The sequence below is a fragment of the Arthrobacter sp. TJ-236 genome (genome assembly GCF_058269235.1).
Window position 1 is genome coordinate 232,314 of sequence record NZ_JBZCNI010000003.1, and the last position, 22,062, is coordinate 254,375.

The 22,062-nt window shown below is 70.4% G+C and carries 24 protein-coding genes; 13 read left to right on the forward strand and 11 right to left on the reverse strand.

Going from position 1 to position 22,062, the window contains the following annotated elements:
• Nucleotides 1-19 precede the first annotated feature (19 nt).
• The gene (locus AC4D16_RS13330) at nt 20-892 is read left to right on the forward strand and encodes a glycerophosphodiester phosphodiesterase (RefSeq protein ID WP_490949752.1); all 873 of its coding nucleotides are present in this window, start codon (nt 20-22) and stop codon (nt 890-892) included.
• 28 nt (nt 893-920) lie between these two features.
• The gene (locus tag AC4D16_RS13335) at nt 921-2,777 is read left to right on the forward strand and encodes a glycoside hydrolase family 15 protein (protein WP_490955323.1); all 1,857 of its coding nucleotides are present in this window, start codon (nt 921-923) and stop codon (nt 2,775-2,777) included.
• 119 nt (nt 2,778-2,896) lie between these two features.
• On the opposite strand, the gene AC4D16_RS13340 is transcribed toward AC4D16_RS13335, so the two are convergent.
• Entirely contained in the window at nt 2,897-4,087 is a 1,191-nt protein-coding gene (locus AC4D16_RS13340) for a zinc-dependent alcohol dehydrogenase (protein ID WP_490949750.1), read from the reverse strand.
• Between the two features lie 99 nt (nt 4,088-4,186).
• Here AC4D16_RS13340 and AC4D16_RS13345 point away from each other — a divergent pair, with 99 nt between their 5' ends.
• From AC4D16_RS13345 to AC4D16_RS13355, 3 genes are all read left to right on the forward strand, one after another.
• The gene (locus AC4D16_RS13345; protein WP_490949749.1) at nt 4,187-5,023 is read left to right on the forward strand and encodes an AzlC family ABC transporter permease; all 837 of its coding nucleotides are present in this window, start codon (nt 4,187-4,189) and stop codon (nt 5,021-5,023) included.
• A complete protein-coding gene (locus AC4D16_RS13350; protein ID WP_490949748.1) occupies nt 5,020-5,331 on the forward strand; it encodes an AzlD domain-containing protein in 312 nt (103 codons plus the stop codon). The genes AC4D16_RS13345 and AC4D16_RS13350 overlap by 4 nt, the downstream gene beginning before the upstream one ends.
• Before the next feature lie 189 nt (nt 5,332-5,520).
• On the forward strand, nt 5,521-6,039 hold the full coding sequence (locus AC4D16_RS13355) for a hypothetical protein (protein WP_490949747.1): 519 nt from the start codon (nt 5,521-5,523) through the stop codon (nt 6,037-6,039).
• 18 nt (nt 6,040-6,057) lie between these two features.
• On the opposite strand, the gene AC4D16_RS13360 is transcribed toward AC4D16_RS13355, so the two are convergent.
• From AC4D16_RS13360 to pta, 4 genes are all read right to left on the reverse strand, one after another.
• Entirely contained in the window at nt 6,058-6,396 is a 339-nt protein-coding gene (locus AC4D16_RS13360; RefSeq protein WP_490955324.1) for a YnfA family protein, read from the reverse strand.
• Nucleotides 6,397-6,464: 68 nt separating this feature from the next.
• Nucleotides 6,465-7,352, reverse strand: coding sequence for a cutinase family protein (locus tag AC4D16_RS13365; protein ID WP_490955325.1), 888 nt, complete (start codon nt 7,350-7,352; stop codon nt 6,465-6,467).
• 162 nt (nt 7,353-7,514) lie between these two features.
• Nucleotides 7,515-8,630, reverse strand: coding sequence for an acetate/propionate family kinase (locus tag AC4D16_RS13370; RefSeq protein ID WP_490955326.1), 1,116 nt, complete (start codon nt 8,628-8,630; stop codon nt 7,515-7,517).
• A 36-nt stretch (nt 8,631-8,666) separates the two neighbouring features.
• Entirely contained in the window at nt 8,667-10,748 is a 2,082-nt protein-coding gene (gene pta, locus AC4D16_RS13375) for a phosphate acetyltransferase (RefSeq protein ID WP_490955327.1), read from the reverse strand.
• Between the two features lie 133 nt (nt 10,749-10,881).
• Here pta and AC4D16_RS13380 point away from each other — a divergent pair, with 133 nt between their 5' ends.
• Nucleotides 10,882-11,229 carry an ArsR/SmtB family transcription factor gene (locus AC4D16_RS13380; RefSeq protein WP_490955328.1) on the forward strand — a complete coding sequence of 116 codons (348 nt, stop codon included), beginning with the start codon at nt 10,882-10,884 and terminating at the stop codon, nt 11,227-11,229.
• Between the two features lie 12 nt (nt 11,230-11,241).
• Nucleotides 11,242-11,739, forward strand: a complete 498-nt coding sequence (locus tag AC4D16_RS13385) for an SRPBCC family protein (RefSeq protein WP_490955329.1) — start codon at nt 11,242-11,244, stop codon at nt 11,737-11,739.
• A gap of 88 nt (nt 11,740-11,827) precedes the next feature.
• Here AC4D16_RS13385 and AC4D16_RS13390 read toward each other — a convergent pair whose 3' ends face one another.
• Nucleotides 11,828-12,973 (reverse strand): fatty acid desaturase family protein, encoded by a 1,146-nt coding sequence (locus tag AC4D16_RS13390; RefSeq protein ID WP_490949740.1) that lies wholly within the window; start codon nt 12,971-12,973, stop codon nt 11,828-11,830.
• A gap of 20 nt (nt 12,974-12,993) precedes the next feature.
• Nucleotides 12,994-14,100, reverse strand: coding sequence for a ferredoxin reductase (locus tag AC4D16_RS13395; protein ID WP_490955330.1), 1,107 nt, complete (start codon nt 14,098-14,100; stop codon nt 12,994-12,996).
• A 97-nt stretch (nt 14,101-14,197) separates the two neighbouring features.
• On the opposite strand from AC4D16_RS13395, the gene AC4D16_RS13400 reads away from it, so the two are divergent.
• Nucleotides 14,198-15,403, forward strand: a complete 1,206-nt coding sequence (locus AC4D16_RS13400) for a PucR family transcriptional regulator (RefSeq protein ID WP_490949738.1) — start codon at nt 14,198-14,200, stop codon at nt 15,401-15,403.
• Here AC4D16_RS13400 and AC4D16_RS13405 read toward each other — a convergent pair.
• Both AC4D16_RS13405 and AC4D16_RS13410 read right to left on the reverse strand, forming a co-directional pair.
• Entirely contained in the window at nt 15,391-16,251 is an 861-nt protein-coding gene (locus AC4D16_RS13405) for a DNA-3-methyladenine glycosylase family protein (RefSeq protein ID WP_490955331.1), read from the reverse strand. The two genes, AC4D16_RS13400 and AC4D16_RS13405, sit on opposite strands and share 13 nt — an antisense overlap.
• The gene (locus AC4D16_RS13410; RefSeq protein WP_490955332.1) at nt 16,248-17,048 is read right to left on the reverse strand and encodes an SDR family NAD(P)-dependent oxidoreductase; all 801 of its coding nucleotides are present in this window, start codon (nt 17,046-17,048) and stop codon (nt 16,248-16,250) included. Before AC4D16_RS13410 ends, AC4D16_RS13405 begins: the two co-directional genes overlap by 4 nt.
• 265 nt (nt 17,049-17,313) lie before the next feature.
• Here AC4D16_RS13410 and AC4D16_RS13415 point away from each other — a divergent pair, with 265 nt between their 5' ends.
• Complete coding sequence (locus AC4D16_RS13415; protein ID WP_055765785.1) at nt 17,314-17,619, forward strand: DUF4193 domain-containing protein; 306 nt, start codon at nt 17,314-17,316, stop codon at nt 17,617-17,619.
• 99 nt (nt 17,620-17,718) lie between these two features.
• Here AC4D16_RS13415 and AC4D16_RS13420 read toward each other — a convergent pair whose 3' ends face one another.
• On the reverse strand, nt 17,719-18,213 hold the full coding sequence (locus AC4D16_RS13420; RefSeq protein ID WP_490949735.1) for a hypothetical protein: 495 nt from the start codon (nt 18,211-18,213) through the stop codon (nt 17,719-17,721).
• 96 nt (nt 18,214-18,309) lie between these two features.
• Here AC4D16_RS13420 and AC4D16_RS13425 point away from each other — a divergent pair, with 96 nt between their 5' ends.
• From AC4D16_RS13425 to AC4D16_RS13435, 3 genes are all read left to right on the forward strand, one after another.
• Nucleotides 18,310-18,951, forward strand: coding sequence for an alpha/beta hydrolase (locus tag AC4D16_RS13425; protein ID WP_490949734.1), 642 nt, complete (start codon nt 18,310-18,312; stop codon nt 18,949-18,951).
• Between the two features lie 58 nt (nt 18,952-19,009).
• On the forward strand, nt 19,010-19,936 hold the full coding sequence (locus tag AC4D16_RS13430) for an AEC family transporter (RefSeq protein WP_490955333.1): 927 nt from the start codon (nt 19,010-19,012) through the stop codon (nt 19,934-19,936).
• Nucleotides 19,937-20,072: 136 nt separating this feature from the next.
• Nucleotides 20,073-20,897, forward strand: coding sequence for a YsnF/AvaK domain-containing protein (locus AC4D16_RS13435; protein WP_490949732.1), 825 nt, complete (start codon nt 20,073-20,075; stop codon nt 20,895-20,897).
• An 11-nt stretch (nt 20,898-20,908) separates the two neighbouring features.
• Here AC4D16_RS13435 and AC4D16_RS13440 read toward each other — a convergent pair whose 3' ends face one another.
• Complete coding sequence (locus AC4D16_RS13440; protein ID WP_490949731.1) at nt 20,909-21,307, reverse strand: VOC family protein; 399 nt, start codon at nt 21,305-21,307, stop codon at nt 20,909-20,911.
• Nucleotides 21,308-21,418: 111 nt separating this feature from the next.
• On the opposite strand from AC4D16_RS13440, the gene AC4D16_RS13445 reads away from it, so the two are divergent.
• Nucleotides 21,419-22,045 (forward strand): DEAD/DEAH box helicase family protein, encoded by a 627-nt coding sequence (locus AC4D16_RS13445; protein WP_490955334.1) that lies wholly within the window; start codon nt 21,419-21,421, stop codon nt 22,043-22,045.
• Nucleotides 22,046-22,062: the final 17 nt, after the last annotated feature.

Sequence of the window (22,062 nt, forward strand, 5' to 3'; positions counted from 1 at the left end):
ACTCGTGAAGGGAAACGCCATGACGCCGGTCATCTTCGCCCACCGCGGCAGCAGCGGAACCTACGCGGAGCACACCCGCGCCGCCTACCTGCAGGCGCTCGCCGACGGCGCCGACGGTGTGGAGTGCGACGTCCACCTGACGCGGGACGGCGAGCTCGTGTGCATCCACGACACCACGCTGGACCGCACCACGAGCGGCACGGGCGACGTCGCGGACAGGATGCTCTCCGAGCTACGTGCGCTCGACGTCTGCTCGTGGAAGGGAGCCACCATCCCGGCGGAGTACGGCAGCCCCTCCGAGCAGCTCCTGACACTCGGCGATCTGCTGGTCCTGATCCGCGGTGCCGGACGCCCCGTCAAGCTCGCGATCGAGCTCAAGCACCCCAGCCCGTTCGGCCTCCGGCTCGAGGACGCCCTGATCGCCTTCCTGCTCGACGAGGGGTGGGACCCGGAGTCCTCGATGCTCGGCCGGGTGGAGATCAGCTTCATGAGCTTCAACCCCGACTCGATGCGGCATCTCGGGGAGATCGCGCCGCACCACGTCCTCTGCCAACTCGTGGCCGACGTCGAGCCGCAGGAGGTGCGCGATGCGCTCAGCTTCGGGTCCATCGCCGAGGGCGCGCTGATCAACGTGCTCCGCAGGGCGCTGAGGGAGGGCGAGGAGCTGATCGACCGGCAGCAGGTGGGCATGGCGGGCCCGGGCATCCAGTACGCCCGCGCGCATCCGGACCGGTTACGGCGGTGGCTGCACGACGGCGCCCGGCTCCGTGTCTGGACGGTGAACACGGTCGAGGACGCCCGCTTCCTCGCGGATCTCGGGGTGCAGGAGCTGACCACGGACTACCCAGCGCGCATCCGCCTGGCCTTCGCCGAGGAGGAGCACGCCGGGTAGAGCCGGGCTGAGCCCCGGTGGCGCCCGGATGCACTCGGCGCGCGCGGGGCCGCTGTGGTTGAGTGGAACGATGCAATCCCCCATCGAGGACTACGCGCTCGTCTCCGACCTCCACACCGGCGCCCTGATCTCCCGTGAGGGCAGCGTGGACTGGCTCTGCTTCCCGCGGTTCGACTCCGAATCGGTGTTCGCCGCGCTGCTCGGCACGGAGGAGCACGGGCGCTGGCTCCTGACGCCGTCGTCCGCCGGCGCGGAGGTGGTGGAGCGCAGCTACATCCGCTCCACCTTCGTGCTGCAGACGCGCTGGCGCACGGCCGACGGCGAGGTGCTGGTCACCGACTTCATGCCCGTGACGGACCGCCGGGCGAACGTGGTGCGGCGCATCCAGGGCCTCAGCGGCACCGTGACCATGCGGCAGGAGTTGGAGATCAGGTTCGGGTACGGGGAGATCGTCCCGTGGGTCAGCCAGGACACGTCCGACGGCGTCCCGGCCCTCCTGGCCATCGCGGGTCCCAACGCGCTGGTGCTCCGCGGGCCACGCCTGCGGCCCACCGACCACCGCCACGAGGGAGTGTTCACGGTGTCCGCCGGGGACGTCGTCGACCTCGAGATGGTGTGGTTCCCCTCGCACAGGGAGGCCCCGGAGCCCCTCGACATCGACGAGGCCCTGGATACGACCATCAGTTACTGGCGCGCCTGGGCCGCGAGCTGCCTGAACGACGGCGAGTACGCGGAGGCCGTGGAGCGCTCGCTGCTGGTCCTGAGGGCGCTGACGCACGAGGACACAGGCGGGATCGTCGCGGCGCCCACCACCTCGCTCCCCGAGCAGTTCGGCGGAGGACGGAACTGGGACTACCGCTTCGTGTGGCTGCGCGACGCCGCGCTGACGCTCGAGGCCATGATGACCCACGGCTTCGCGGACGAGGCCCTGAACTGGCGTAGCTGGCTCCTGCGCGCGGTGGCCGGCGACCCCGAGGACCTGCAGATCATGTACGGGCTGGCGGGCGAGCGCCAGCTGCCCGAACGCGAGCTGCCGCACCTGCCCGGCTATGCGGACTCCGTACCCGTCCGCGTGGGCAACGGTGCGGTGGACCAGTACCAGGCCGACGTGGTGGGCGAGGTGATGGTGGCGCTCGAGAAACTGCGCGGGCACGGCGTCACCGAGGACAACTTCTCCTGGCCGCTCCAGCGCGCACTGCTCGGGTTCGCGGAGAACCACCTGGACGACCGCGACCACGGGATCTGGGAGATGCGCGGCGAGCAGCAGTACTTCACCCACTCGCGCGTCATGATGTGGGCGGCCTTCGACTGCGCCGTGCGTGCCGTACGGGACCACGGCCTGAGCGGACCGCTCGAGCACTGGACCGCCATCCGCGACCGCCTGCGGGAGGAGATCCTGGAGCGTGGCTACAACCACGAGTTGCGGGCCTTCACCCAGACCTACGGCGGCACTGAGATGGACGCCTCCCTCCTGCAACTCCCGCAGGTCGGTTTCCTGGCCTTCGACGACCCCATGATGCTCGGCACCGTGGCGCGGATCGAGCACGACCTCCTGGACCCTCAGGGGCTGCTGCTGCGCTACCGGACCGGGAACTCCGACGACGGCCTCGAGCCGGGCGAGCACCCGTTCCTCGCCTGCTCCTTCTGGCTCGTGGGACAGTACGCCGAGACCGGCCGGGTGGAGGACGCGAGGCGCCTCATGGACCAGCTGGTGGGCTACAGCAACGAGCTGGGCCTGCTCTCGGAGGAGTACGACGCCGCCGAGGGCAGGATGGCAGGCAACTACCCGCAGGCGTTCTCCCACCTCTCACTCGTCCGCGCGGCGGACGCCCTGCAGATGGCGCAGGGCAGAACCGACGCCCACGCATCGATCGGGCGCGACTGACCGCAGCCGTCCGCGACCCGCGCCGACGACGACGGGAGCCCGACCGGCGTGGCCGGGCTCCCGCCGTCGTTCCGCGGTGTCCGGGGGCCTGCCGGGCTCCCGTGCTGTCCGCAGGCGTCCTAGGCGGTGACGCCCTGGGGCTTCAGGACCACCTTGATGGTGCCGTCCGTCTTCTTCTGGAAGTTCTTGTACGCGGCCGGCGCCTCGTCGATCGAGACCTCGTGGGTCATGAGGTCCGTGACGCCCAGCGGATCCGAGGGCTCCTCGACGATCGGGAGGAGCTCGTCCGTCCAGCGCCGCACGTTGCACTGGCCCATGCGGAACTGGAGCTGCTTGTCGAACATGTTCAGCAGCGGCATGGGGCTGGCGGTGCCGCCGTAGACACCGCTCAGCGAGACCGTGCCGCCGCGGCGGACGGCGTCGATCGCGGAGTGCAGCGCCGAGAGGCGGTCCGTGCCACCGGTCTCCATGACCTTCTGGGCCAGCTTGTCCGGCAGGATCCCCACGGCGTGCTGCGCGAACGCGCCGACGGGGGAGCCGTGCGCCTCCATGCCGGCGGCGTCCACGATCGAGTCCGGGCCGCGCCCGTTGGTCATGCTCCTGAGCTCCTCGGCGGTGTCCTTCGTGAAGTCGACGGTCTCGATGCCGTGGCGCTTGGCCATGTCACGGCGCTCGGCGACCGGTTCGACGCCGATGACGCGGTGGCCGAGGTACTTCCCGATGCGGGCGGCGAACTGGCCGACCGGCCCGAGACCGTAGACCGCGAGCACGCCGTCCTTCGGCACGTCCGCGTACTGCACGCCCTGCCAGGCCGTCGGGAGGATGTCGGAGAGGTAGAGGTACCGCTCGTCCGGCAGGTCGGAGCCGACCTTCACCGGACCGTAGTCGGCGAAGGGCACGCGCAGGAACTCGGCCTGGCCGCCCGGCACCGAGCCGTACAGCTCCGAGTACCCGTAGATGGCGCAGCCGGAGCCCGCCGAGTGGACCTGCGTCGTCTCGCACTGGGACTGCAGGCCGCGCTTGCACATGTAGCAGTGGCCGCAGGAGATGTTGAAGGGGACGACGACGCGGTCGCCGACCTTGAGGTTCGTCACTCCCGCCCCGACCTCCTCGACGATCCCCATGGGCTCGTGCCCGAGGATGTCGCCCTTGTGCATGTAGGGGCCGAGGACCTCGTAGAGATGGAGGTCGGAGCCGCAGATGGCCGTCGAGGTGATGCGGACGATCGCATCGGTGGGCTCCTGGATGGTGGGATCAGGGACGGTCTCGACGCTGACGTTGCGCTTGCCTTGCCATGTCACTGCCTTCATGGGTGCTCCTCGCGGTAGTAAGTAGGCTTTCCTTTCCTACTCTGCACCTCCGGCGCAGGAATAGGAAGCCGGTGCGCCGGGGTCGCCTAGCCTTGTCGGGTGCGCTTGCTCCAGTCCCCGGCCGTCCGCGTGGCCCTCTCGGTCGCCGTCGCCACCGGTCTCTACGGGCTGTCCTTCGGCGCTCTGTCGGTGGCCGCGGGCCTCGACCTCCTCCAGACCATGGCGCTCAGCCTCCTGCTCTTCAGCGGTGGTTCCCAGTTCGCGTTCATCGGGGTTGTGGCCGGTGGCGGGAGTGGTTTCTCGGCGATATCGGCCGCTGCCCTGCTCGGCATCCGCAACGGTGTCTACGGGATGCAGATCAACGTGCTGCTCCGGCCGTCGCGGCGGTTGACGCTGCCCATGGCGCACCTCACCATCGACGAGTCCGTGGCGACGGCGACCGGCCAGGCCGACCCTGACGAGCAACGCCGTGGGTTCTGGGCCGCCGGCATCGGCGTCTTCGTCCTGTGGAACCTCTTCACGCTCGTGGGAGCGCTCGCGGGCAACGCGCTGGGCGATCCGGCCCGGTTCGGGCTGGACGGCGCCGCCGTCGCGGCCTTCCTCGGCCTGCTGTGGCCACGCATCCGCGCACGGGAGCCGGCGGCGATCGCCGTCGTCTGCGCGGTGGTCACGCTCATCGCCGTTCCGTTCGTGCCACCCGGCGTCCCGATCCTCGTGGCCGCGGTGGTCGCCGCCGGTCTCGGGCTGTCCGGCCTGGGGCCGGCGACCGAAGGGCTCGAGCCCGACGTCGAGCCGTACCCGCCGGGGTCCTCCTACGGTGCTGGACGTGGCTCCGAGGAGTCCGGGCCCGGCGGCGGTGCTCGTCCGGTGAATTCGTACGACCGTCCCGACGACGGTCACGGGCGTGGCCCTGGCGAGAGGGCGGGGAACGCATGAACCTCTGGGGCTGGATCCTGCTGGCGTGCGCCCTCTCGATCGCGACGAAGTTCCTCGGCTTCCTGGTCCCCGCGAAGCTGTTGGACAACCCGCGGATGCTGCGGGTGGCCGGGTCGCTCACCATCGGGCTCCTGGCCGCGCTGACGGCGACGAACACGTTCGCCTCGGGTCAGGCGCTGGTCGTGGACGCGAGGGTCGTGGCCCTGCTGGCGGCCGCCGTCGCGCTCTGGCTGCGGGCGCCGTTCCTCGTGGTGGTCGCGGTCGGGGCGATCGCGGCCGGTGTGGCGAGATTGCTCGGGGCCGCGTAGGGCCGAGCCCTGTTCCCCCACTGCTCCTCCCGTTCGACCGGTCCATCGCATGGGGGGACGGTGCATTTCGGGGGGACGGGCTGATCACGTGGGAGGACGCCTCGGTGGGGACATCAGGACAGGCCGGCAGGAGAATGTCATGGGCACGTGATGCAGTACCCCTCATCATCAGGACGACGAGCGGGCACCGTGCAGACGACCGACGAGAACGCAGCATCGGAGAAGATCCGGATGCTGGCGCTGGCGAGCAACGCTGCATGGGCCGAACAGGTCGCCGAGGCGGAGAACGAGCGCCGCTGTCTGGAGAATCACCCGTCGATTTTGGTGGCGCTGGAGCGAACCCTCGATCTGGTGGTCGCCTGCGCACGTGGCGAGGACGTGCTCCACGCCGTGGTGACCAGCCCCGCACGATCCGAGCTCGGCACCCAGCTCCTCGTCGTGACGCCTGCTCTCGTCCTTCGTGCGCGGCTCGCGGGATACATCGAGGACGATCCGGAGGTCACCGTCCTTCCGCGACGCGCGCTGCACCGGCTGACGGTGACGAGTCACTACGAGGACCGTGATGAGAGGGACCCGGTCTCCTACCCCGAGACCCGGGGTTTCGAAGCGGTCTACGACGGGAACGAGCGGATCCACTGTGATGAGGATTCGTCATGTGACTTCTTCGGGGCGATCCTCAGTGAGTTCACCCGGGATCTGACGCGATAGGCGGTCCGCTGCGACCGCTCAGGCGGCCGGGCGGGGGACGAACATGATCAGCGCGACGCCGACCAGGCAGACCGCCGAGCCGATGACGTCCCAGCGGTCCGGGCGGAAGCCGTCGACGAGCATGCCCCAGGCCAGAGATCCGGCCACGAAGACGCCGCCGTACGCCGCCAGGATGCGGCCGAAGTTGGCGTCCGGCTGCAGCGTCGCCACGAAGCCGTAGGCGCCGAGGGCCATGATGCCGAGCCCGGCCCACCACCACGGCCTGCCCTCACGGACCGCTTGCCATATGAGCCACGCACCGCCGATCTCGGCACCCGCGGCCAGGACGAACAGGAGGGCCATGCGCACGATCGTCATGGAACCAGTGTGCCGGGCGGCGGCTCCGCAGCCGTGTCAGCCGCGGAGCCGCCTACTGTGCGGAGGGATCAGCAGGCGCTGACCAGTGACCAGGTGCCGGGCGCGGTCTCGCGGAGGGACACGACGTTGAAGCGGCTGGTGTAGCCGAGGGAGTCGCGCGAGCCGACGGCGTAGGCGCGGTTGAAGATGTCGCGGGCCCGGCCGGCATCGACGTGGTCTGCGGTGTCGTCACGCACGCAGGTGCCGGTGGGTGTGGTGGGCGGGGTCGTCGGTGGGGTCGTCGGGGGCGTACCGGTGCGGACCAGGTTGGCGGCGAACTGGGCCGCCGTCGCGATGGAGCCGTTGCTCGGGTAGCTGGTGTGGCCACCGCTGACGTTCTTCGGCTGGCTGCCGCACACGGTGTCCGAGGTGCCGCAGTAATCGGCCGAGCGGGCGCCGTAGGTGGTGCTGGACGAGGCGATCGTCGCGCCGCCCTGCAGGCCCAGCGGATTACCGAAGACCGTGATCGCCGAGATGCGGTCCGCGAGGGCGGCGGGGATCACCGATCCGGTGCCGCCGGTGGAGGTGCGGATACCGAGCGCCTTGTCCACGACGGTGGCGCCCTGGGAGTACCCGCCGAGCACGAAGCGGGTGTTGGGGCACGCCGCGGCGACGCTGGTGATGTGGTTGACGAGGTCGGTGGAGCCGGCGCCCGCGCTCGTCTGGGAGAGGTTCGCGCCGTAGACCACGGCGTAGCTGCTGACCGTGTAGCCCGAGAGCTGGCTGGTCAGTTCGCTCACGAGGGGCCGTCCGACGATGCCGAGGCCCTGGGGCTCACCGGATCCGCGCGCGAAGGAGATGTCGATGTCGGTGCAGGCGGCCTGTGCCGGCTGCTCCGTGGCGACCACCGTGCCGGTGGCCAGGGCGGCTGTCAGACCGAGGGCCGCGACGACGCGGCCGAGGAGGGAATTCTTCATGGAGATGTCCTGGGGGTCGAGGGGGAAGGGTCGATGGCCCGGGCGGGCCCTTGGACGTGCTTGTGGCACCAGCACGGGACAACCCTAGGAAGGCGTTCCTCCCGGACGCAAGGTAGGACGAATGAACATTCGTGGACCTCTTGCGGCCCGTCCTTGGTGGTGCTAAACGTCCCGGACGACGGCGGCTGTCGCCTCCGCGATCGCCGCCTCCTCGTTCGTCGGCACCACGAGGACGGGGAAGGCCGAGGCGGACGTGCTGATCACGCGAGCCTGCTTGCTGCGCTCCGCGTTGAAGGTCTCGTCGAGCTCGAGTCCCAGGGCACCGAGCTTCGAGACGACCGCGGTGCGGAAGTCCGGTGCGTTCTCGCCGATGCCCGCGGTGAACACCAGTGCCTGCGCTCCGCCCACCGCCACGTGGTAGCCGCCGACGTACTTCGCCAGCCGGTAGGAGGCCACTTCGAAGGCGAGCGTCGCGCGCTCGTCCCCGGCCTCCGCGGCCTCGGAGACCGACCGCATGTCATTGGTCCCGGTGAGGCCCTTCAGCCCGCTGTTCCGGTTCAGGAGCGTGTCCAGATCCTTCTCCGTGTACCCCTCGCGGAGCAGGAACAGGAGGATCGACGGGTCGATGTCCCCCGAGCGCGTTCCCATGACCAGTCCCTCGAGAGGCGTGAACCCCATGGAGGTGTCGATGCTCGCGCCGTCGCGCACCGCCGTCACGGAGGCACCGTTACCGAGGTGCGCGATGACCCCGGTGAAGCTGTCCGTGCCGAGGAATTCGGCGGCGCCCCGGGCCACGTAGGCGTGGGACGTGCCGTGGAAACCGTAGCGGCGGATGCCGTGCTTCCGGTACAGCTCGTCCGGAACGGCGTAGCGCCAGGCATGCTCGGGCAGGGTGCGGTGGAACGCGGTGTCGAAGACGGCGACCTGCGGCATCCGGGGCCACTTCGCGGAGATGGCCCGGATCCCCGTGACCGCCGCGGGGTTGTGCAGGGGCGCGAGCGGGTTGAGCCCCTCGATGGCGCCCGTGATCTCGTCGTCGATCAGCACGGGTTCGCTGAAGCGCTCCCCGCCGTGCACCACGCGGTGCCCGACGGCGTCGATGCCGCGGTCGCCGAGCGCGGCGGCGACGTCGCGGTCCACGCGGTCCAGGGCGGCGGTGTGGTCGGGGACCTCGGCCTCGCCGATGCGTTCCACGAGGCCGTCCGCCAGGACGTCGTGGCCCTCGCGCACCTGGTACTTGAGCGAGGACGAGCCGGAGTTGATGACGAGGATGATCATGGGGTCCTGTCCGGTAGAGGGATGGGAGGTGGGGCGTCAGGAGGCGGCGGGCTGCTGCGCCTGCACGGCGGTGATGGCCACCGTGTTCACGATGTCCTCCACGGTGCAGCCGCGCGAGAGGTCGTTGACGGGCTTACGGAGGCCCTGGAGGACGGGCCCGACGGCGACCGCCCCGGCCGATTGCTGGACCGCTTTGTACGTGTTGTTGCCGGTGTTGAGGTCGGGGAAGATGAAGACCGTCGCCTGGCCCGCCACGGTAGACCCGGGCAGCTTGGAGGCCGCGACCGAGGCGTCGACGGCGGCGTCGTACTGGATGGGCCCCTCGACCGCGAGGTCCGGCCGCTGCTGCCGCACGAGCTCCGTGGCCCGCCGCACCTCGTCCACCGCTCCGCCGTAGCCGGATTCGCCGGTGGAGTAGGAGAGCATGGCGACGCGGGGCTGCACGCCGAACTGCGCCGCGGTCTCCGCGGACGCCACCGCGATGTCCGCGAGCTGCTCCTCGTTGGGCTCGGGATTCACCGCGCAGTCGCCGTACACCAGTACGCGGTCCTGCAGCAGCATGAGGAACACCGAGGAGACGATCTTCACGCCGTCCTTGGTCTTCACGAACTCCAGCGCCGGCCGGATGGTGTTCGCCGTGGTGTGGGCGGCCCCGGACACCATGCCGTCGACCTTCCCGAGCTGCACCATCATGGTGCCGAAGTATGCTCCTTCGAGCATCCTTTCGCGGGCCTGGTCGAGCGAGACGTTCTTGTGGGCGCGCAGCCGCGCGTACTCCTCCGCGAACTCGTCGCGGAGCTCGGACGTAGAGGGGTCCACGAGCGTGATGCCGGTGAGATCGATGCCCTGACCCGACGCCAGTTCACGGACCTTCGACTCGGGACCGAGGATCGTCAGGTCACAGACGTCGCGCCGGCGAAGGATCTCCGCGGCCTTCAGCACGCGGACGTCCTCACCCTCCGGCAGCACGATGTGCTTGCGCTCCGCCCGGGCCCGCTGGATCAGTTCGTGGAGGAAGCGCAGCGGCGTCATGCTCACCGGCCGGGGGAGTTCGAGGCGCTCGAGCAGTTCCTTCTCGTCGACCTGCCGCGACCAGGCGCCGAGTGCGGCGGCGGCCTTGCGACGCAGTCCACTGGCGATCTCCCCGCGCACCTCGCTGACGCGCCGGGCCACGGTGTAGGTGTCGTCGTCGAGCGCGAACACGGGGAAGGGCGCCTGGGCGAGCAGGGCGAGGATGTTCGGGTCGGGTGCGAGACCGCCGGTCAGGACCATGGCGGACGGCACGGGGAACTCGGGCGAGAACGACGACGCCAGCGTGGCCACCAGCACGTCCGCGCGGTCACCGGGTACGATCACCAGCGCGCCGTCCGTGAGCAGGTGCAGGAAATTGCCGACGTTCATCGCGGCGACGCGCACGCTCGTGACGTCCCGCTCCAGGTTCGAGTTGCCGGCGATCTGCCGGGCGCCGAGCTCGGCGGACACCTCGGACACGGTGGGCTGCGAGATCTCGCTGAGCTCGGGGATCACGTACACGGGGCGGCCCGAACGGCCCGGCCGCACGTGCTCGCTGATGGCGGTGACGGCGTCGTCCGCGGCCCGGTTCACCATCATGGCGAGCAGCGAGACCTTCGCGGCGTCCAGTTCCCGGCGGGCCACGTCCACGGCGTCGGCGGCCTCGTCCACGGACATGTCCTTCGCGCTGACGACGGCGAGCACCATGGCGCCCAGGTTGTTGGCGAGGCGGGCGTTGAGATCGAACTCGACGGCGGCGTCGTTCCCGGAGAGGTCCGTACCCTCGACGATCACGACGTCGCACTCGGCCGCGATCTCGCTGTAGATGGCGACGCAACGGGCGTCGATCTCGGCGCGGTCACCCGTGACGAGCAGGGCGCGGGCCTCGGCCCGGGTGAGGCCGCCGCGCGCACGGCTCCCGGGGAGGTCGAAGGCGCGCTGCATGAGGCGCACCATGGGATCCGCCGTGGGGTCGCTGCCCTCGACGATGGGCCGGAAGAACCCCACGCGGTCCGCGTGCCGGTGCAGCATGTCGGCCAGCCCCAGGGAGATCAGGGACTTGCCGGAGCCGTTGGTCATGGCGCTCACATAGATTCCACGGGTCATGGCGCCAGTCTTGCAGGCTCCCCGGATGCGTGCCATAACCGGTGTCACGTCCGCGGGCTGATCGATCCGTGCGTCGACGGCACGGCGGGGAAGGTCTTGACGGACGCCCCGCGAATACGTAACGTACAACCATATGGTTGTAGATCAGCGGAGCGACGACGAGGTGGACCGCCTGTTCCAGGCGCTCGCCGACGCGACGCGGAGGGACATCGTGACCCGCGTGCTGGTGGCCGAGTACTCGGTCTCCCGGCTGGCCGAGCAGTACGAGATGAGTTTCGCCGCGGTGCAGAAACACGTGGCCGTCCTCGAACGGGCGTCGCTCGTCACCAAGGAGAAGCGGGGACGGGAGCAGATCGTGCGGGGACGGGTGGACGGCGTGCAGCGGGCCCGACGCCTGCTCGACGACTACGAGACGATCTGGCGGCAACGGGTCGACCGGATCGGGGACATCCTCGCCGAGGATGCGGAGCAGGACGACTAGGAAGGCATCATCATGGCTGTCATCAGGACGGAGAAGGACGTCGAGTCCCTCCACTTCAGGCTCGTCGCGGAGTTCGACGCCGGCGTGGACCGCGTCTGGCAGATCTGGGCGGACAGGGCGCAACTGCAGCGCTGGTGGGGGCCGCCCACCTGGCCGGCGACCTTCGAGACCTACGAGTTCCAGGAGGGCGGCCGCGCCGCCTATGTCATGACCGGGCCGGACGGCGAGAAGGCACGGGGCTGGTGGCGGATCACCGCCGTCGAGCCTCCCCGGCTGCTGACCTTCGTGGACGGCTTCGCGGACGAGAACGGCGATCCCGTGCCGGACATGGGGGAGACGACGGCGACCGTGACGCTCGAGGACCTCGGAGGCCGCACGCGGATGACCATGACCACGGCGTTCCAGTCCCTGGAGCAACTCGAGCAGATGGGCGCGATGGGCATGGAGGAGGGCGTCCGCGAGGCCCTCGGGCAGGTCGACGCGCTCCTCGCGGAGGACGCCCCCGCCTGAGGGGCGGCCGCCCCCCTTGGGGGTCCGGCGGGAATGGAAGAAGCGCCGCCGCTCCCGGAGAGGGTGCAGCGGCGCTCCGTCCGAAGGCCTAGGCCGTGGCGGTCTTGGCCTTGCGCGGCGGCAGGGCCAGCTTGAAGATCTTCGCCCACGTGGAGCCGACCTGCTTCGGCAGGGGGCCCGTGGTGTAGGGGAGCTTGTAGCGCGTGCAGATCTCGCGAACCTTCACCGCGACCTCGGCGTACCGGTTGGACGGCAGGTCCGGGAAGCAGTGGTGCTCGATCTGGTGGGACAGGTTCCCGGACATCAGGTGCATGAACTTGGAGCCCGAGATGTTCGCCGAACCGATCATCTGGCGCACGTACCAGTCGCCGCGCGTCTCGCCGTCCACCTCCTCCTCGGTGAACGTGTCCGTGCCGTCGGGGAAGTGGCCGCAGAAGATGATGGCGTGCGCCCAGAAGTTACGGATGGCGTTCGCGAGGAGCGTGCCGTAAAGCGCCTGCTTGCCGGAGCCCGTGAGCATCGCGACGGCGGGGGTGGCGGCATAGTCCTTCGAGAACTGCTTGACCACCTTGACGCCCACGGCCTTGAGGTCGCGGTTCATGGCCTCCTTGGACTTGAGGCCCTCCTTGTACTCGGGGATCTCGAGGTCGTACAGGGCGATACCCCACTCGAAGACCGGCGCGAGGATCGCGTTGTACACCGGGTTGCCGAGGTTGAACGGCTTCCACGGCTGGTCCGGGTCCATGCGCAGCAGGTTGTACCCGATGTCGCGGTCCTTGCCGATGACGTTGGTCCAGCGGTGGTGCAGATCGTTGTGCGTGTGCTGCCAGGAGCGCGCCGGGGTCACGAAGTCCCACTCCCAGGTGGTGGAGTGGATGTCCGGATCGCGCATCCAGTCCCACTGCCCGTGCAGGACGTTGTGGCCGATCTCCATGTTCTCGAGGATCTTGGCGACGCTCAGCATGGCCGTACCCGCGAAGAAGGCGGGCTTGTGCTTGGCGAACAGGAGCGTGCCGCGGCCCGCGAACTCGAGCGAGCGCTGGATGCGGATGATGCGGCGGATGTACGCCGCGTCCGTGGCGCCGCGCTTCGCGAGGATCTCGTCGCGGACGGCGTCGAGCTCGCGTCCGAGCTCCTCGACCTGCTCATCGGTGAGGTGCTTGGCGGCGTCGGGCCGGACCAGCGGGTGGCCCGAGGCCGCAAGGGCGCCCGGGCGGGTCAGCGTGGTAGTCATGGGGACTCCTCCGATAGTGGTTAAAGGTCGAGGTTCACGGGCCCGGCGGCTGCCGAGACGCAGGTCTGGATGAGCTGGCCGGGATTGTTGTGCAACTCGCCGCTGCGCAGATCCCGGACTTGTCCGGCGCGGAGCGGCACGAGGCAGCTGTGACAGATACCCATGCGGCACCCGCTCGGCATGAGGACCCCGGCGTCCTCGCCGATGTCGAGGAGCGGGGTGTCGCCGTCAGCCTGGACCTCGCGGTCCGACTGCTCGAAGGTGACGAGTCCGCCGTCGTGCCCCGCGCCGGCCGTGAGGTCGGTGCTGAAGCGCTCGATGGTCAGGGTTCCCGTGCCGCTGGCGTCGGCCCCGGCCGAGACGCTCGGGACGGTCCGGGACTGTTCGAGGGCGGCTTCACGCTGCCACAACTCCTCGGCGTCGTTGAGGAAGCCCTCCGGCCCACAGGCGTAGGCCGCGCGGGAGCGCCAGTCGGGGCAGAGATCCGCGATGGTCTTCGCCGTGAACTCCAGGCGTCCGCGCGCGGCGGTGAACCAGTGGCGCACCTTCAGATTGGGGAACTGGTCCGCGAGCTCGTCGAGCTCCTCGCGGAAGAGGCTGCTCTCTGGGGTGCTGTTCGAGTTGATGAGCACCACGTTGGCATCAGGCCGACGCGGGATCAGCGTGCGGATCATGGACATCACGGGAGTGATGCCGCTGCCGGCGGTGAGCATGAGCAGGGAGCGCGGGTGCTCGGGAAGCACGAAGTCGCCCTGCGGGGGCGCGAGGAACAGGACGTCGCCGGGCTTGGTGTCGCGGACCAGGACGTGGGACACCGACCCGGCATCCTTCACGGTGATCGCAGGATCGTGCCCGGCGGCGTTGCTCAGCGAGTAGGAGCGCCACTGGCGCACGCCGTTCAGCTCGACGCCGATGCGGGCCCACTGGCCGGCCTTGTGGGCGTGCCAGCCGTTGCCGGGGCGGAAGTAGATGGTGGCGGAGTCCTCGGTCTCGCGCACCACGCGGGTCACGACGCCGCGGAGCTGGCGTGAGGAGTACACCGGGTTGAACAGGGCGAGGAAGTCCTCGGGCGTCAGCGGGGTGGTCAGCGCGGATGCCGCGCGAGCCAACTGTCGAAACCGGATCATTACATTAACGATATAGTCCTCGCCGCTAAAATTCTTCGCGTCGGACATACAGTTGACGCGAGCGAATTATCTTGACGGCACAGACAGGGTGAGCGATATGAGCGCAGACGCGATGGCCGTGGCTCCCCCGGATCCGCCGTGGCTGGCCCTGCCCCCGTCCGTGAGCGACAAGCTGAGGCCGCTCACCGGCGATCTCGTGGAGGCCATCATCCAGGCCGTGCCGCAGCTCGTCCCCGCGTACGCCCGGCCCATCGAGGGAAGTTTCGGGCGTGGCCTGCGCATGGGTGTGGCCGCGGCGTTGGAACGGTTCTTCGAGCTCCCGGGCACCCGCCTCCCGGCACTCTCCGACGAGAGCCGCCAGCTCGTGGCGGGCCTCGGACGCGGCGAGTTCCGGCAGGGGCGCAGCATGGACGCGCTGCTGGGTGCGTACCGGATGGGCGCCCGCGTGACGTTCCGGGAGGTCTCGCGGCGGTCCATGGGCGAGGGGTACGGGCCCACCGTCGTGGTGGATCTCGGGGAATCGATCATGGCGTACATCGACGAGCTCTCCGCCGTCAGCGCCGAGGCGTACGCGTTCGAGCAGTCGGAGCGCGCAGGCGCCGTGGACCGGCGCCGGGCGGAGCTCCTCGAGCTCCTGCTGCTGGGCCGAGCCGACGAGACGGCGCTCCGCCAGGCGGCGTCGCTCGCGGACTGGGCCGTACCCGCCCAGCTCGCCGTGGTCACCCTGCCGCTGGAGCGGGCCCAGGGCGTACGGCAGCGGCTGGGTCAGGGCGCCATCGTGATCGAACGCGAGACCGACGCCGTGGGGCTGGTCCCGGACCGCCCGAGCCTCCGCGCGGACCTCGAACGGGCGCTCGCCGGCCGGAGCGCGTCGATCGGCCCGACGGGCGCCCTGGAGCAGGTGGCGCAGTCGCTGCGCCTCGCCGTGCTCGCCGCCACGATGCTGCCGCCGCGGGAGGGTGCAGACCAGCCGCCCGTATGGGCGGACGAGCACCTCACCGAGGTGGTCCTCGCGGCGGAACCCACGGCGGTGGAGGAGCTGGCGCGACGCCGGCTGGCCCCGCTCGCGGACCTCGCCGACGGCCAGCGGGAGAAACTCGAGGAGACGCTCCTCGCGTGGCTGCGGCACTGGGGTCAGCGGGCACCGATCGCGGAGGAGCTCGGCATCCACGCGCAGACGGTCGGCTACCGGATGCTGCAGCTCCGGGAGGTCTTCGGCGAGGACCTGAAGAATCCCCAGGTGCGGTTCGAGCTGGAGATCGCCCTCCGCGCCGCCCGGCGGAACGACGGCTACCCGGAGTAGGTCGCGGACGTCCAGAGGTGGAACAGCGCGTAGGCACGGAACGGGCGCCACGCCTCCGAGAGCCGCTCGGCGTCCCGGATGCTCGGGTTGCCCATGGCCCGGCGCGCCACGAGGTCGCCCGGCGTGAACGCGTCGGGGTCCCGCAGCACGCGCACGGCGAGGTAGTCGGCGGACCACGGGCCGATCCCCGGGATGGCCAGCAGGTCCTTACGCAGCATCGCGTGGTCACCGGCGGCGTCGAGTGACAGGCCGCCGGCGACGGCGCGGGCCACGTTCTGCACCGTCGCGGCGCGTGAGCGGGTCACGCCGATGGCGGCGCGCAACTCCTCGTGCGGCGCGTCGGCGATGACCGACGGCGCCGGGAAGACCGTCAGCCCGCCCGGCCCGGGTGTGCCGTACGCCGCGGCGAGACGTCCGCCGAACGTGCCTCCCGCCGCGACGGACACCTGCTGCCCGAGGACGGTCATGATCGCTGCCTCGAAGGGTTCGGGGTAGCCGACGGCGCGCAGGCCCGGGCGGGCGCGCACCAGCGGTCCCAGCAGGGGGTCGGCGTCGAACGCGCGGGCGACGGCGGCGACGTCCGTGTCGAGGTCCAGCCAGCTCCGGACGGTCCGGGTAAGGTGCGCCCACTCGCCGTCGTCGTCCGTGTCCGCGGTGAGTTCGACGTCGCCCGCGTGCACCGTCAGGGTGACGCGCCGCGGTCCGCCGTCCGTGGTGAGCAGCCGCGTGTGCGAGCGCCCGGACCTGTCGCTGATCTCGCACCCGGCGATCGCGTGGTTGGCGAGGATCGCGGCCATGGGACCGGCCTCGAGGGCGCCGTTCGGTGGGAGCCGCGCGGAGCGGCTCACGGGAGGATGGAGTCCACGTATCCGCCGTCCACCCGCACCGCGGCGCCGGTCGTCGCCGAGGCGAGCGGGGAGGCCAGGTAGGTGACCATGGTCGCGATCTCCTCCGGTTCGATCAGGCGTTCGAGCAGCGACTGCGGCCGGTGCTCGCGCATGAACTGCCGCTGCGCGTCCTCCCACTCGAGGTCCTTGTCCACCAGCTGGTACACGAAGTCCTCCACGCCACCGGTGTGGGTGGGGCCCGCGATCACCGAGTTCACGGTGACGCCCGAGCCCTTCGCCTCCTTGGCGAAGCCGCGTGAGACGCCGAGCAGTGCCGTCTTGGACACGCCGTAGTGGATCATCTCGGCGGGGATCACCACGGCGGAGTCACTCGCGATGTACTGGATGCGGCCCCAGCCCCGAGCCATCATGCCGGGTAGGTACGCGCGCGTCAGCCGCACGGCGGTGAGGACGTTGACCTCGAAGTAGCGCCGCCACTCGGCGTCGTCGATCTCGAGGGCGGGCTGCGCGTCGAAGATGCCCAGGTTGTTGATCAGGACGTCGACGGCGGGTAACGCGCCGAGCGCCCGGGCCACGCCCTCGTCCGTGGTGACGTCCGCAGGGATGGCGACGAGCTCGGCGTCGGGCACGTCCGCACGGATGGCCTCCATGGCCCGGGCCACACCGCGGTTGCTGCGGCCGTTGACGCCCACGCGCGCACCCGCCCTCGCGAGGCCCGCAGCGATCGCCCGGCCGATCCCCTGGGTGGAACCGGTCACGAGAGCGGTCCTGCCGCTGAGGTCGAGTGCAACTGCCATGGGGAGCTCCTGGGACACGTGTGCGGTGGGGTTTCCCGACAACCCTACGACGGCGGGACCCGCCCTTCGGGAGGCCCCGTTCCCTCTAGCACGGACGGGCTGCGACGTCACATTGTGGGGCGGATCACGGTCGGTGTGATCGATGGAGAAAAGTACCAGCCCCAGCGGGTATATTGCAGCCGGTATACGGAATACTTCCCCCTCTCCCGAGGTTGAGGATGGCATCTGGGCGTCATTCCCGCCCATAAGAAGGAGATACACCCCCATGGCAACCGACTACGACGAGCCACGCGTTCGGCCGGAGGATCAGCCGGCCAACGAATCGCTCGAGGCGATCCAGGCACAGCGCAGCGCGACAACGCAGACGGCGCTCATCGATGTCGAGGACGGCGAGACCGCCGAAGGCATCGACCTCCCCGGGGCTGACCTCTCCCACGAGGAACTCCTCATCCAGGTCATCCCGCAGCAGGAGGACGAGTTCACCTGCATGTCCTGCTTCCTGGTCCACCACCGCAGCCAGCTCGCGCGTGAGAAGAACGGCGAGAAGTACTGCACGGAGTGCGAGGGCTGACACCAGCCCTGCAGCATGAGAGCTCCTGACCGGACGGTCGGGGGCTCTTGTCGTCTGGCCCCGCCGCGTCAGCGGCGGGGCCCGGGCATCTCAGTCGCGTCAGCGGCGGGGTCCGGGTTCTGCCGCAACCACCGTCAGCGGCAGGCCGGCGGCCGCGCAGGACGCCCGCACCATGGCGTTCTGCTCATCCGCCCGCGTCAGCCTGTTGTTCACGCCCGTGTCGTCGCACCAGTCCACGGCGTAGGGGAAGGCCGAGACGAGATACTCGCCGGGTTCCGCATCCAGTGGCACCACGACGTCGGCTGCGAAGGCGCCGGCATCGCCCATCGGTTCCAGGGCGCGGAGAAGGACGGTCCCGTCGGCGGTGGTCAGGAGTACCTCCACCCGCGCGTCATCTCCGTAGCTGGGATCGCAGTCGGCGTCGGCAGCGGACACCCGCACCGATCCGCCGGCCTCGATCCGCTCCGGTGTCAACGCGGAGGGTGGGGGCATGCATGCGGGCGGGAGGAGGGACCCGCCGACGCCGTTGCCGCAGCCGGAGAGTACGAGCGCCACCACTCCGGCGGCTGCAAGCGCGCCACGACTCCCGACCATGGCCTGATCCTGCCCCGCGCTTCACCCTCGGTACACCTCCCGGCGGCAACAGCAACCGCATCGTGACGCACGGCCGGCCCCCAGTACGGTGAAGGCATGACTTCATCCCAGGTGATCGTGCTCCCCGGCGGCGGCTACGGCATGCTGTCCGACAACGAGAGCGAGGTCGTCGCTGAGCGGCTGCGCTCGCTCGGCCTCTCGGCGAGCGTGTTCGAGTATCCCGTGCAGACCCGCCATCCCGGCCCGCTCGACGCCGTCCGCGCCGAGATCCGGCGGGTCCGCGCCGAGGGGGCGGAGAAGGTGGCCCTCCTCGGGTTCTCCGCGGGCGGTCACCTGGCCGGCCATGCCGCCCTCGCGGCAGGCGCCGCAGAGGACGAACGTGTGGACGCCGCCGTGCTCGCCTACCCCGTGGTGTCCATGGAGCTCGCGACGCACCGCGGCTCGCAGGACGAACTGATCGGGCCCGACGCCGGTGCGCGGCTCCGCGCCGAGACCTCGCTGGACCGCCTGGTCACACCCGACGCGCCGCCCTTCTTCATCTGGCACACGGCGGAGGACGAAGCCGTACCCGTCACGCACGCCTATCTGCTCGCGCAGGCGCTGACGGCCCACGCCGTTCCCCACGCGCTGCACGTCTTCACCGAGGGCGAGCACGGGCTGGGCCTGGCCGAGGGGCAGGGCGCCGCCGGCCAGTGGATGCGGCTCGCGGCGGAGTGGCTGCAGGCTCGGGGCTGGTGAGGGCGGCGGTCCCGCCCGCCGTGTCGTCGAGGAGCCCGGTGCGCGCTCGGACCGCCCGATGATCCTCCAGACCGTGGTGGCGCTGGGACCCGTGATCGGCCTGATCGCCCTCGGGTACGGCATCAGGGCGCGGGGGTTCCTCGCGCCGTCGTTCTGGCCGCCTGCCGAGCGCCTCTGCTATTTCGTGCTGCTACCGGCCCTGTTCGTCAACGGCACGGCGACGGCGGACCTGGCGGGCCTGCCGATCGCCCTGATGGCCCCGGTGCTCGCCGGCCCCGTGATCCTCACGGCGGTGGGGCTCGTGGTCGCCCAACGCTGGCTGGACCTCGACGGTCCGGCGTTCACTTCGGTGATGCAGGGCAGTATCCGCTTCAACAACTACCTCGGACTCTCCATCGCCCTCGCTCTCTTCGGGGCCGACGGCGTGGCTCTCGCGGCGATCGCCAACACCATCCTCGTACCCCTCGTGAACGTGCTGTGCACGCTCGCGTTCGCCCGGTACGGCTCGGAGAGACTGACGCTCGGCGGTACGGTGCGGAGCATCGCCACCAATCCGCTGATCCTCGGCTGCGTGATCGGCATACTCCTCAACGTGACGGGCATCGGCCTGCCGCCGGGCATCGCGGAGTTCGTGCGGACCCTCGGGGCGGCATCCCTGCCACTCGGGCTGCTCTGCGTCGGGGCTGCGCTCGAACTGCGGAGCATGGGCCGCAACCTCGGCGCCGTGGGCCTCGCCACCGTGGTGAAGTTCGTGGTGCTGCCGGGGCTCGGGATCGCGGGGTGCCTGCTCGTCGGCCTGACCGGGCAGCCGGCCGCGACCGTGATCCTGTTCCTCTCCCTGCCCACGGCATCTTCCGCGTACGTCATGGCACGGGCCCTGGGTGGCGACTCCCGGCTCATGGCCTCGACCATCACGCTGCAGACGGTTGCCGGCGTCCTCTACCTGCCGCTGGTCTTCGTCGTCATCCGCGCGCTCACGGGCTGACCTCGCGCCGGCGGGACGGCCTCCGCGCTCACGTGCAGGGCCCCACCCCAACGGAGATCCGGGTACTAAGCATGCTTGCTATCAGCGGTGGCGCGACCTACGGTGAGGAGGAGTCAACCTCTTCGAAAGGGTCATCATGATCACGCTCGACCAGATGAAGGAATCCATGAACGCCGGCGCCAACGTGCTGAGCGAGGACGGCGCGGTGCTCGGTCCCATGGGTCAGCTCTACGTGGACGACGCGACCGGCGAGCCGAGCTGGGTCACCGTCTCGACCCACACGGTGGGGAACCCCGAATCCTTCGCGCCGCTGCAGGGTGCCACGCTGCAGGGCAAGGACGTCCGCCTGCCCTACACGCATGCGAAGGTCTACGACTCCCCGAAGATGTCCCAGGACGGCCACCTCAGCCCGGAGGAGGAGCAGCACCTGCTCAGGTACTACGGGCTGATGGCGGGGAAGGACGACGCCGTCGACGCCCTTGATACCTCGGCTACCGCGGGCACCGGCACGCCTGCCCGCCCGCGTACCTCCCGTCCCGAAGGCGACGACTACGCGATGACGCGCTCCGAGGAGCAGCTCCGCGTCGGTACTGAACTCCGCGAGACCGAGCGCGTGCGCCTGGTCAAGCGCGTGGTCACCGAGGACGTCACCATGACGGTGCAGATCCGGCGTGAGGAGCTCGTGGTGGAGCGCGTGCCGGTGAAGGACGGCGCACCCCTGTACGACGACGGTGCAGGCACCTTCAGCAGGGCCGAGCGCGACCGCCTCTACTCGGCGGTGGAGACCGCCTTCAGCGGCGACGTCGTGGAGATGGTGCTGTACGAGGAGAAGCCCCGCGTGGAGATCGACGTGGTGCCGATCGAGCGCGTGCGACTCTCCCGCGAGGCCCACACGCAGGACGAGGTGGTCCGCGGGCAGGTGCGCAAGGAAGTCATCGAGACGGAGCGCTTCGACGCCTAGGAGGCCCGCGGTCAGGCGTCGCGGGAGGACAGCACGCAGAACTCGTTGCCGTCGGGATCGGCGAACACGTCCCAGCTGACCTCCCGGCCCTGACCGACGTCCGCCCGCGTGGCGCCGAGCTCCAGGAGCCGCTCGATCTCCGCCTCGCGGTCCTGGCTCGTGTGGGGCGCGAAATCGAGATGGATCCGGTTCTTCGACTGCTTCTCGTGCTCCACCCGCACGAAGACGAGGCCAGGCGGTGTCTGCTCGAACGTCAGCGTGGCGCCCACCTCGCGAGCCCAGGTGGGGATCACCACGGCCTCGTCGTCGTCCTCGAAGATCACCTCCCACCCGAGCGCCTCACGCCACCAGTGGGCGAGGGCCCGGTGGTCGGTGGATTCGATGACGGCGGAGTACCAGCGGAGTGTCATGCCCACGATTGTGCCTCCGGCCCGCCACCTGCGGAAGGTGGTGTCGGACAGGATCTGTCCGCGATGTCGGCGCACCTTGCGGTGCATCTCCCCGCGGGGCAGGTTCGCCTCATGATGTTTCTCGTCTCGGGCGCCAGCGGCGTCGGCAAGTCCACCGTCGGCGCCCACCTCGCGGAGGTTCTGCCCCTGGCGACCTTCCGGTGCATCACGCTCGACGACGTCCTGCCGGCCCCGCCCCATCCCGACACGGCGTACCGGCAGCGCGCCGCTCGCGCCGCCGTCGTCCGCGCCCTCGACGAGCAGGCGCACGGGCGGCACACCATGCTCGCGAGTGATCCGGTTGCGGCAGGCGAGCTCCTGGCTGTTCCCGAGGCGGAGGGGCTCGACGGCGTGGCGGTGTGCTTGCTCCATGCCTCGCCGGAGGCGCAACGGGAGCGCCTCGCGGAGCGGGGCGAGAGCGAGGAGGCGCTCGGTCACCACGCGGCGTTCGCGCGGTGGATGCACAGCCATGCGACCGACGCGCAGCACATGCAACACGTTCTACTCAACGGCGGTGCGGATGCGATGCAGTGGGACCGGTGGACGGCGCTTCCCAGCGGCGATCCTGGCTGGGCCATGCACGTCATCGACACCTCCGCCCTGGACAGGGCGGCCGTCGGGGCTGCCGTACGGCACTGGATCGACGACGCACTGGCGGGCCGCGCCCCGGTGTTCGCCGGCGAGTGGTTCACCGCCTGAGTATTCCGCCCGGCGCC

Excerpts from the sequence above, each read along its gene's own strand:
- AC4D16_RS13330 (WP_490949752.1), top strand. The coding sequence starts at position 20 with ATGACGCCGGTCATCTTCGCCCACCGCGGCAGCAGCGGAACCTACGCG.
- AC4D16_RS13335 (WP_490955323.1), top strand. The coding sequence starts at position 921 with ATGCACTCGGCGCGCGCGGGGCCGCTGTGGTTGAGTGGAACGATGCAA.
- AC4D16_RS13340 (WP_490949750.1), bottom strand. The coding sequence starts at position 4,087 with ATGAAGGCAGTGACATGGCAAGGCAAGCGCAACGTCAGCGTCGAGACC.
- AC4D16_RS13350 (WP_490949748.1), top strand. The coding sequence starts at position 5,020 with ATGAACCTCTGGGGCTGGATCCTGCTGGCGTGCGCCCTCTCGATCGCG.
- AC4D16_RS13360 (WP_490955324.1), bottom strand. The coding sequence starts at position 6,396 with ATGACGATCGTGCGCATGGCCCTCCTGTTCGTCCTGGCCGCGGGTGCC.
- AC4D16_RS13365 (WP_490955325.1), bottom strand. The coding sequence starts at position 7,352 with ATGAAGAATTCCCTCCTCGGCCGCGTCGTCGCGGCCCTCGGTCTGACA.
- AC4D16_RS13370 (WP_490955326.1), bottom strand. The coding sequence starts at position 8,630 with ATGATCATCCTCGTCATCAACTCCGGCTCGTCCTCGCTCAAGTACCAG.
- pta (WP_490955327.1), bottom strand. The coding sequence starts at position 10,748 with ATGACCCGTGGAATCTATGTGAGCGCCATGACCAACGGCTCCGGCAAG.
- AC4D16_RS13380 (WP_490955328.1), top strand. The coding sequence starts at position 10,882 with ATGGTTGTAGATCAGCGGAGCGACGACGAGGTGGACCGCCTGTTCCAG.
- AC4D16_RS13385 (WP_490955329.1), top strand. The coding sequence starts at position 11,242 with ATGGCTGTCATCAGGACGGAGAAGGACGTCGAGTCCCTCCACTTCAGG.
- AC4D16_RS13390 (WP_490949740.1), bottom strand. The coding sequence starts at position 12,973 with ATGACTACCACGCTGACCCGCCCGGGCGCCCTTGCGGCCTCGGGCCAC.
- AC4D16_RS13395 (WP_490955330.1), bottom strand. The coding sequence starts at position 14,100 with ATGATCCGGTTTCGACAGTTGGCTCGCGCGGCATCCGCGCTGACCACC.
- AC4D16_RS13400 (WP_490949738.1), top strand. The coding sequence starts at position 14,198 with ATGAGCGCAGACGCGATGGCCGTGGCTCCCCCGGATCCGCCGTGGCTG.
- AC4D16_RS13410 (WP_490955332.1), bottom strand. The coding sequence starts at position 17,048 with ATGGCAGTTGCACTCGACCTCAGCGGCAGGACCGCTCTCGTGACCGGT.
- AC4D16_RS13415 (WP_055765785.1), top strand. The coding sequence starts at position 17,314 with ATGGCAACCGACTACGACGAGCCACGCGTTCGGCCGGAGGATCAGCCG.
- AC4D16_RS13420 (WP_490949735.1), bottom strand. The coding sequence starts at position 18,213 with ATGGTCGGGAGTCGTGGCGCGCTTGCAGCCGCCGGAGTGGTGGCGCTC.
- AC4D16_RS13425 (WP_490949734.1), top strand. The coding sequence starts at position 18,310 with ATGACTTCATCCCAGGTGATCGTGCTCCCCGGCGGCGGCTACGGCATG.
- AC4D16_RS13430 (WP_490955333.1), top strand. The coding sequence starts at position 19,010 with ATGATCCTCCAGACCGTGGTGGCGCTGGGACCCGTGATCGGCCTGATC.
- AC4D16_RS13435 (WP_490949732.1), top strand. The coding sequence starts at position 20,073 with ATGATCACGCTCGACCAGATGAAGGAATCCATGAACGCCGGCGCCAAC.
- AC4D16_RS13440 (WP_490949731.1), bottom strand. The coding sequence starts at position 21,307 with ATGACACTCCGCTGGTACTCCGCCGTCATCGAATCCACCGACCACCGG.
- AC4D16_RS13445 (WP_490955334.1), top strand. The coding sequence starts at position 21,419 with ATGATGTTTCTCGTCTCGGGCGCCAGCGGCGTCGGCAAGTCCACCGTC.